The organism is Pseudomonas sp. SDO52101_S400 (assembly GCF_054071635.1).
Map to the genome: position 1 here is coordinate 1 of NZ_JBSVWF010000155.1, position 450 is coordinate 450.

Genomic DNA, 450 nt, shown 5'->3' on the forward strand with positions numbered 1-450 from the left:
CGGCTACCAGATTTTCGTAGTTGCCACCGGTTACGCCGGTAATCGCGTTGGTCAGTGGCGCATGACCATTCAATACGTCGTTAGGCGCGGTGGTGGTGACGGTGCCGGTGGTCTTGCCGATTTCGATGGTGATCGACTGACCGTTCGACAGGGTCACGGTCACTGGTGAGCCAGTTACAGGCGCACCCACGGTCGCGGTGTAAGTGACCGTGCCGCCTTCAGTCGCCGACTCGGTCGCGGTGAGTTTCACCGTAGTGGTGTCGATGGTATCGGTGACCTGGGTCACGGCCGGAACAGTGCTCGGCACCAGATTTTCGAAGTTGCCACCGGTGGCGGTCGAAATGGTTGCTTCGACTTTGCCCGCATCCTTGTAGACGTCATCGGCTGGCGCTGCGACGGTCACGGTGCCGGTGGTTTTACCGGCCTCGATGGTGATCACAGCACCGTTCG

1 protein-coding gene is annotated in these 450 nt (G+C 60.4%); it reads right to left on the reverse strand.

What is annotated here, in order from left to right; genetic code table 11:
* Nucleotides 1–450: immunoglobulin-like domain-containing protein (locus tag ACW9HX_RS29150; protein ID WP_457383222.1), on the reverse strand; the 450-nt coding region annotated here is incomplete at both ends.